General features: G+C 64.4%; 8 protein-coding genes. 7 read left to right on the top strand and 1 reads right to left on the bottom strand.

Annotated features, from left to right (window positions below):
* The first annotated feature begins 251 nt into the window (after window positions 1-251).
* The 5 genes from NKI66_RS32510 to NKI66_RS32490 are packed head-to-tail and all read left to right on the top strand — an operon-like array spanning window position 252 to window position 3,260.
* Window positions 252-662 carry a VOC family protein gene (locus NKI66_RS32510; protein WP_352628867.1) on the top strand — a complete coding sequence of 137 codons (411 nt, stop codon included), beginning with the start codon at window positions 252-254 and terminating at the stop codon, window positions 660-662.
* Window positions 662-1,309 carry an RdgB/HAM1 family non-canonical purine NTP pyrophosphatase gene (gene rdgB, locus NKI66_RS32505; RefSeq protein WP_352628869.1) on the top strand — a complete coding sequence of 216 codons (648 nt, stop codon included), beginning with the start codon at window positions 662-664 and terminating at the stop codon, window positions 1,307-1,309. Before NKI66_RS32510 ends, rdgB begins: the two co-directional genes overlap by 1 nt.
* Window positions 1,306-2,469 carry a radical SAM family heme chaperone HemW gene (gene hemW, locus NKI66_RS32500; protein ID WP_352628871.1) on the top strand — a complete coding sequence of 388 codons (1,164 nt, stop codon included), beginning with the start codon at window positions 1,306-1,308 and terminating at the stop codon, window positions 2,467-2,469. Before rdgB ends, hemW begins: the two co-directional genes overlap by 4 nt.
* 4 nt (window positions 2,470-2,473) lie before the next feature.
* Window positions 2,474-2,797 carry a low molecular weight protein tyrosine phosphatase family protein gene (locus NKI66_RS32495; protein ID WP_352628873.1) on the top strand — a complete coding sequence of 108 codons (324 nt, stop codon included), beginning with the start codon at window positions 2,474-2,476 and terminating at the stop codon, window positions 2,795-2,797.
* 25 nt (window positions 2,798-2,822) lie between these two features.
* Window positions 2,823-3,260: an EamA family transporter gene (locus tag NKI66_RS32490; protein WP_127297006.1), complete on the top strand. Its 438-nt coding sequence runs from the start codon at window positions 2,823-2,825 to the stop codon at window positions 3,258-3,260.
* Window positions 3,261-3,333: 73 nt separating this feature from the next.
* Here NKI66_RS32490 and NKI66_RS32485 read toward each other — a convergent pair whose 3' ends face one another.
* Window positions 3,334-3,525, bottom strand: a complete 192-nt coding sequence (locus NKI66_RS32485; protein WP_023814163.1) for a hypothetical protein — start codon at window positions 3,523-3,525, stop codon at window positions 3,334-3,336.
* 134 nt (window positions 3,526-3,659) lie between these two features.
* Here NKI66_RS32485 and rsmI point away from each other — a divergent pair, with 134 nt between their 5' ends.
* On the top strand, window positions 3,660-4,589 hold the full coding sequence (rsmI, locus tag NKI66_RS32480; protein WP_352754067.1) for a 16S rRNA (cytidine(1402)-2'-O)-methyltransferase: 930 nt from the start codon (window positions 3,660-3,662) through the stop codon (window positions 4,587-4,589).
* Window positions 4,582-4,959, top strand: a complete 378-nt coding sequence (locus tag NKI66_RS32475; RefSeq protein ID WP_127415595.1) for a YraN family protein — start codon at window positions 4,582-4,584, stop codon at window positions 4,957-4,959. The genes rsmI and NKI66_RS32475 overlap by 8 nt, the downstream gene beginning before the upstream one ends.
* The last annotated feature ends 182 nt before the right edge of the window (window positions 4,960-5,141 follow it).

Genomic DNA, 5,141 nt, shown 5'->3' with positions numbered 1-5,141 from the left:
GACTTGATGGGCCTGGCCAAGAAAGGCATCCAGCGGTTGGTGAGTTTGCAGCAGATGGCAGTGGCTTAGGATTAAATGCCGAGCTTGAACACCCCCCTCTGCCCTGCCGGGCATCTCCCCCGCAAGGGGGGAGATCGGATGTCGTTTCGGGCTTCGCTAATCTCTAACGTTGCAAAGGGCGCGGCGATGCGGAGGCTGCCAATCTCCCCCCTTGCGGGGGAGATGCCCGGCAGGGCAGAGGGGGGTGCCTCGTGATGCCCTCTGCCATCCTTGAATCAGCTCTCTACGTCAGCGACCTGACCGCAGCGGAAACCTTCTACACCGACATCCTCGGCCTCCCCCTCCTCGGCAAGGTGGCCGGCCGGCATCTCTTCTTCCGCTGCGGCCCCGGCGTGCTGCTCGTCTTCAACGCCGAGGCGACCAAAATCCCGCCGGCGTCCGACGCCAGGCTGCCGGTGCCGCCGCACGGCACGGTCGGGGAAGGCCATCTCTGCTTTGCGGCGACCGCCGACGAAATCGTGCGCTGGAAAGCGCATCTCGAGGCGAAGCACATCGCTATCGAGAGCGAATTCGAATGGCCGCAGGGCGGCCGTTCGATCTATATACGCGACCCCTCGGGCAATTCGATCGAATTCGCCGAGCCACGAATCTGGGGCCTTTGATGCATTCTCTCGACGGAAAGAAGATCGTCGTCGCTAGCCATAATGACGGCAAGCTGCGCGAATTCGCCGAGCTGATGGGGCCGTTCGGCTTCGAAGCCAAGTCGGCCAAGGAGTATGGCCTGCCGGAGCCTGACGAGACCGGCACCACCTTCGAGGAGAACGCCTACATCAAGGCGCTCGCCGCCGCCAAGGCGACCGGCCTGCCGGCGCTGTCGGACGATTCCGGCCTGTGCGTCGACGCGCTCGACGGCGCGCCCGGCGTCTACACCGCCAACTGGGCCGAAACCCCGGATGGATCGCGCGATTTCGGCATGGCCATGCAGCGCACCGAAGTGGCGTTGCAGGAAGTCGGCGCGGCCTTGCCGCAACAGCGCAAGGGACGCTTCGTCGCCGTCATCTGCCTGGCGTTTCCCGACGGCGAGGCGGAATATTATCGCGGCGAGGCCGAAGGCACGCTGGTCTGGCCGCCGCGCGGCGAACTCGGCTTCGGCTACGACCCGGTCTTCCTCCCCGACGGCTTCGACAAGACTTTTGGTGAGATGACGGCCGAGGAAAAGCACGGCTGGAAGCCCGGCCAGCCGACGGCGCTGTCGCATCGCGCTCGCGCCTTCCAGAAGTTCGCCAAGGCGAGATTGGGCTCGGCATGAGCATGCTGCTCGACCGGACGCCCGGTTTCGGCGTCTATGTCCACTGGCCGTTCTGCGCGGCCAAATGCCCCTATTGCGACTTCAACAGCCATGTCCGCCACCAGCCGGTCGACCAGGAGCGCTTTGCCAGCGCCTTCGAGGCCGAGCTGGCGACGATGCGCGAACGCACCGGGCCGCGCGAGGTGACCAGCATTTTTCTCGGCGGCGGCACGCCGTCGCTGATGAAGCCGGAAACGGTGGCCAGGGTTCTGGACGCCGTGGCGAAGAACTGGACTGTGCCTGACGGCATCGAGGTGACGCTGGAGGCCAATCCGTCCTCGGTCGAGGCCGAACGCTTTCGCGGCTACCGGGCAGCCGGCGTCAACCGCGTGTCGCTCGGCGTGCAGGCGCTGGATGACAAGGATTTGCGCTTCCTCGGGCGGCTGCACAATGTCGAGGAAGCGCTGCACGCCATCGGCCTCGCGCGGGAAATATTCCCAAGGCTGTCCTTCGACCTGATCTATGCCCGGCCCGGCCAGACGCCGGAGGCTTGGGCATCGGAGCTGGAACAGGCGATCGGCCATGCCGCCGACCATCTGTCGCTTTACCAGCTGACCATCGAGGAAGGCACGCCCTTCCACGCCCTGCACGCGGCAAAGAAATTCATCATTCCCGACAATGACCACGCCGCTGACCTCTATGCGCTGACGCAGGAGATTACATCGGCGCATGGTTTGCCGGCTTACGAGATCTCCAACCACGCAAGGCCGGGCGCCGAGAGCCGGCACAACCTCACCTATTGGCGCTATGGCGAATATGTCGGCGTCGGGCCGGGCGCGCATGGCCGCTTCGTCGAAAATGGTCGCCGCACGGTGACGATCGCCGAGCGGATGCCGGAAACCTGGGCCAATCTGGTCGAGGCCAAGGGCCATGGCGTCACCGGCGGCGAAATCCTGACGCGTTCGGAAGAGGCCGACGAATTCCTGCTGATGGGCCTGCGGCTCGCCGAAGGCATCGACCTCTCCCGCTACGAAGCGTTCTCCGGACGCGGCCTGTCGAGCTCGCGGCTGTCGATGCTGCAGGGAGAGGGGCTGGTGGCGCCGATCGGCAATTCGCGCCTGCGCGCCACGCCGGCCGGTATGATCGTGCTCGACGCCGTGGTCGCCGATCTGGCGCGCTAACCCTTTGAAGAACGTCCTCTTTGTCTGCAGCCAGAATCGCTTGCGCAGCCCCACCGCCGAACAGGTGTTTTCAACGCGCCGGGATATCGAGGTGGCCTCGGCGGGGACAAACCACGATGCGGACACGCCGCTGACGCATGAACTCGTCGCCCGAGCCGATATTATCTTTGTCATGGAAAAGGCGCACCGCACCAAGCTGCAGAAAAAATTCAAGGCCAGCCTGAAGAAGGCCCGTGTGATCTGCCTCGATATACCTGATAACTATGAATTCATGGACCTGGAGCTGATTGGCCTTCTGAAGGCACGCGTTTCACGGTATCTCGGTTAAGACGCCATCCGCAAAGGCCACCGGCATGAACCTGACCGTATCCTCCTGGCAATTCTGGGCATTGCTGTCGGCTGCCTTCGCGGCCTTGACGGCGATCTTCGCCAAAGTCGGCATCGAGAACATCAATTCCGATTTCGCCACCTTCATCCGCACGGTCATCATACTGATCGTGCTCGGTGCGATCCTGCTTGCCAGCGGCCAATTCCAGTCGCCGGCCACGATCTCGGGAAAGACTTGGGCTTTTCTCGGCCTGTCCGGTCTGGCCACCGGCGCGTCATGGCTCTGCTACTTCCGCGCGCTCAAGATCGGCAATGCGGCGCAGGTGGCGCCGATCGACAAGCTAAGCGTCGTGCTTGTGGCGGTGTTTGGCGCGGCCTTTCTCGGCGAGCGGTTGTCCGGAGCGAATTGGCTTGGCGTCGCCCTTATCGCGGCGGGCGCGGTGCTGGTCGCCTATCGAGGCTAGTTGCGCGCCGTTGCGGGCATTCTTTGTTTCAAGACGGGTGATGAAGATGTCGAAGCGATTGGGCATCGTCCGGTCAGTGCTCCGTCGTGCTGTCTGGTTTGTTGCTGTCGGAATGCCTGCCCTTCGTCGGCGAGGTGCTCGCGGTCCGCTCTTTGGTCAGGCTGTTCTCGGTCTTGGCAGGCGGGCGCTTGGCCGTGGGCGCGGCACCGCGCTTGCGGCCGGCATAGTAAGGCTCGAAAGCGTCCTGTATCTTCAGGCTGTCCATCCTGTCCTCCTCCGGAATCAGGGGGCTAATCTGCCAACGCCGGTTTGGTTCCCCACTGTGGCAAAGGAAAGGCGAATTCCTTACATCGGCGTCAGCTTTTGCAAGCCCGCGTCAGCCGTGCCAAACAGGGCTGAATGGAGAAGTCATCGGTGACCGCAGAGACGAGCAAGCGCAGCTATGTGGTCGGGCAGACCGAGATCGCGGCACGGCCATTGGAGCCGGCGCTCTATCTGGTGGCGACGCCGATCGGCAATCTCGCCGACATCACGCTGCGCGCGCTGGAGACGCTGGCCGCGGCCGACATCGTCGCCTGCGAAGACACGCGGGTGTCGCGCGTGCTGCTCGAGCGCTACGGCATTCGCCGCCGCACCACGGCCTATCATGAACACAATGCCGGCGAGGCCGGGCCGAAGCTGATATCGGCACTTCAGGCCGGGCAGAGCGTGGCGCTGATCTCCGATGCCGGCACGCCGCTGGTATCCGATCCCGGCTACCGGCTGGTCGGCGAGGCGCTCGACCACGGCATTCGCGTCGTGCCGATCCCCGGCCCGTCGGCGCCGCTTGCGGCGTTGACCGCATCCGGCCTGCCCTCCGATGCCTTCATGTTCGCCGGATTTTTGCCGGTGAAGACCGGGCAGCGGTTGACGCGGCTGGAGGCACTGAAAGCCGTGCCGGCGACGCTGATCTTCTTCGAATCGCCGCGTCGGCTGGCCGAATCCCTCGGTGCCATGGTCGAAGCGCTGGGCGGCGAGCGAAAGGCGGCTATCGGCAGGGAATTGACCAAGACCTTCGAGGAGATGCGAACCGGCACGCTTCAGGCGCTGGCCGACCACTATGCCGCGGCCGATACGCCGAAGGGCGAGATCGTCGTCTGCGTCGGTCCGGCCGAGGCCAGGGTCGACGAACCCGCCGACATCGACCGTCTGCTTCTGTCGCTCGCCGCCGAAATGCCGGCCTCCAAGGCGGCGGCGGAAGCCGCGAAGATGACCGGCGGCCAGAAACAGGCGCTCTATCGGCGATTGCTGGAGCTCAAGGATGCTTCTGGAGAAAGCGGCGGTGGCTGAACGCCCGAGCGCCAGCCGCCAAAAAGCCTATCGGCGCGGCCATCGCGGCGAATGGCTGGCGTCGGTAGCGCTGATGCTGAAAGGCTATCGCATTCTCGCCCGCCGCCACCGCACGCGCTTCGGCGAGATCGACCTGATCGCACGGCGCGGCGATCTGGTGCTGTTCGTCGAGGTCAAGGCGCGGCGCACGCTGATGGAAGCCATGGAGGCGATCGGCCACGAATCGGAACGTCGAATAGAAGGCGCGGCCGACATCTGGCTGTCGCGCCAAGCGGACTACGGCAGATTGTCGATGCGCTTCGACATGGTCGCGGTGCTGCCCTGGCGCTGGCCGGTGCATGTCGAGAACGCATTTTACGGGAGGAATTAGTCCGTACAGAACCTTGTGCGAGGCCGCCCCCCTCATCCGGCCGCTTCGCGGCCACCTTCTCCCGGTTGGGGAGAAGAGACTAGAGCGTTTCATATTTTGACGGAAGCGTAGCCTGCGTTTTCGAAGTAGTTCTTGCATTCGGCTGCCTCGATGGTTTCGACGAGGTGGCCGATGTGGCGCCA

It is taken from the genome of Mesorhizobium sp. M0518 (assembly GCF_040321125.1).
Lineage (GTDB): Bacteria > Pseudomonadota > Alphaproteobacteria > Rhizobiales > Rhizobiaceae > Mesorhizobium.
This window is presented reverse-complemented; position numbering and strand designations above follow the sequence as displayed.